This is a genomic window from Nocardioides sp. (genome assembly GCF_024509035.1).
Taxonomy (GTDB): domain Bacteria; phylum Actinomycetota; class Actinomycetes; order Propionibacteriales; family Nocardioidaceae; genus Nocardioides.
Map to the genome: position 1 here is coordinate 1 of NZ_JANINT010000240.1, position 2777 is coordinate 2777.

The 2777-nt window shown below is 72.1% G+C and carries 1 protein-coding gene and 1 pseudogene; both read right to left on the reverse strand.

All coding sequences use genetic code 11. From position 1 onward, the window contains the following. Positions 1-1963, reverse strand: a 1963-nt coding sequence (locus Q0L15_RS16750) for a VWA domain-containing protein (RefSeq protein ID WP_296605591.1), incomplete at its 3' end; no start/stop codon positions are given. A gap of 6 nt (positions 1964-1969) precedes the next feature. Then, positions 1970-2777: pseudogene (locus tag Q0L15_RS16755) on the reverse strand (magnesium chelatase); the annotation flags it as partial.

Sequence of the window (2777 nt, forward strand, 5' to 3'; positions counted from 1 at the left end):
CGTAGGACCCGCGGCCGGGGGTGCGGGACCCGAGGAACGACCCGACCACCGCGGCGCCGAGGTCGTCGAGCTCGGGCGCGATCACCCGGCCCTCCACGCGGCGGGCCATCTGGTCGATGAACCGCGCGAGGCCGGGGTCGTCCCCGAGGCGGAAGAACGTCGTCTGCGCGCCCAGACGCCCGGCGTTCTCCAGCTCGCGTACGGCGTACGCCACGGTCAGCGGGTGCGGCGGGTAGGCGAAGTAGACCTCGCCGTCGGGCTCGAGGTGCGACGTCGGCTCGCCGTCGGTGACGATCAGCAGCACCGGCTGGGCATTGGGGTGCTTGCGGAAGAAGCGGTTGGCGAGCAGGAGCCCGTGGTGGAGGTTGGTGCCCTTGTCCCAGCGGGCGTCGAGCCCGGTGAGCTCCTCGATCTCCATCACCTGCGCGTGCCGGCCGAAGGTGATCAGCTGCAGCGCGTCCCCGCGGAATCGTGAGCGGATCAGCGTGTGCAGCGCCAGCGCGGTGCGCTTCATCGGCACCCACCGGCCGTCCATCGCCATCGAGAACGACGTGTCGACGAGCAGTGCGACCGCGGCCTGGGTGCGGGCCTCGGTCTCCTGCACCTCGACGTCGTCGATGCTCAGCAGCGGAGCGCCCGGGTCGCCGGCGCGTCGCAGCACGCCGTTGAGCATCGTGCGCGGGACGTGCCAGGGCTCGGTGTCGCCGTACGCCCACTCCCGCGTCGCGCCCGACAGGTCACCGGCCGCGCCGGCGCGGCGCAGGTCGCGCTGGCCCTGACGGCCCGACATCCGCTCGGCGACGTCGCGCAGCAGCGCCTTGCCGAGCTGGCGCATCGCCTTGGGCGAGAGCCGGTACTGGCCGTCGGTGCCGCGCTTCATGTAGCCCGAGTCGCGCAACGCCTGCTCGAGGCGCTGCAGCGTGCGTGCGTCGACGGCCGCCTCGTCGCCGAGCTGGCGGGCGAGCTTGTCGAGGTCGAGGTCGTCCATCCGGGCGCCGCCGTAGGACTGCGAGAGCTGCTCGGCGAGCTCGTCGAGGTCGGCGAGGTCCTGGAAGACGCCGGTGCCGTCGCCGAGGCCGAGGCCCTCCTGACCGTCCATCCGCTCCGAGCCGCCCCAGTCCTCGCCGGGCCGCAGCGCCTGCAGGTTGGCGTCGAGCTGGTCGAGCGACTCCATCAGCTCGGGCGACCCGAAGGCCTGGGCGGAGAGCTCCATCAGCTCCTGACGCTGCTCGGGCGTCATGGAGTTCAACATCCGCTGCGCCGCCGCCGACCGCTGGGCGAGCGAGTCGAGGAGCTCGTCGATGTTCTGGGGGTTCTCGGGGAAGAAGTCGCCGTGCTTGGCCATGAACTCGTCGAAGTCCGCCTGGCTGTCCTCGCCGCGGCGGTGCTTGTCGAGCAGACCGTTGAGGTCCTGCAGCATCTCGTTGACCGCGGCCCGGTCCTCGTCGCTGGCGTTCTCCAGCGCCTGCTTCATGCCCGCGAACCGCTGGTCGAGCATCTCGCGCCCCAGCAGGTCCTTGATCTTCTCGTAGTCCTCGCGGGCCTCGCGGCTCTGCCAGTCGTACGACGACAGCTCGCTGACCGCGGCCGCGGTCGACGGTGGCAGCCCGTCGAGCTGCATCTCGCGGAAGGCCCGGTCCGCGTCGTCCATCATCGCGTCGCGGGCCAGCTGCTTGCGCTCCTCGAGCAGCGCGTGGTCGAGCAGCTCACGCACCTCCTCGAGGGTGCCGTCGAGGTGGTGGCGCTGGGTCAGCTCGCGGCGCCGCTCCGCCACGCGACGGGCGAGGTCGTCGAGCCCGGACTGGTCGCTGCCGCCGCGGCGCAGGAACTCCCGCATCGCGCGCTCCGGGGAGTATCCGGCCATCACGTCCTCGCCGATGGCGTCGAGGGCCTCGGCGAGGTCGACCGGCGGGGCCAGGGGGTCGCCGCCCTCGTAGCGCTTGAAGCGGGTGCGGTCCTTCATCGGGTGTTACCCGTAGACCGTCTCGGTGCCGTCGGCGTCCTTGCCGATCTTGCGGGCGAGGTAGAGGCCCTCGAGCGCGAGCTCGATCGCGCACGCGCGCTCGCCGTCGTTGCTCGCGCCGAGCCGGTCGCAGATCTCGTCGTACAGCTCCGACTCCCCCAGCACCGGCAGGCCGGTGAGGAAGTCGCGGGCGGTGACCTGCTCGCCCGTCGTGACCATCGCACCGTCCTCGATCGCGGAGACCAGCAGCGCGAAGTCGAGGCCTCGGAAGTGGTGGCGCACGGTCTCGGCGGTCGCGGTGCGCAGCAGGTGGGCGAGGATCTCGGCCTCGCGGCCCTCCTCGCCGCTCTCGAACTCGATCTTGCCGCCGAGCACGTCCACCGCGGTCTCGAGGTCGACGACCCGCGCGACCGCGGCGTCCTCACCCTGCGAGGTCGCCCGGTGCAGCGCGGAGGCCGCGATGGTCTCGGCGCCGGCGATCGCGAAGCGGGCCGAGACGCCGGAGCGCTGGTCCACCGCGCTCGACTCCCGCAGGGCGCGGGTGAACCGGGCCAGGATCTCGATGACCGCGTCGGGTACCTCGGCCACCAGGTCCGCCTCCTGACGGATCACGGCGATCTCGTCCTCGAGCTCGGTCGGGTAGTGGGTGCGGATCTCGGCGCCGAAGCGGTCCTTGAGCGGGGTGATGATCCGCCCGCGGTTGGTGTAGTCCTCGGGGTTGGCGCTGGCGACCACGAGCACGTCGAGCGGCAGCCGCAGCACGTAGCCGCGGATCTGGATGTCGCGCTCCTCCATCACGTTGAGCATCGCGACC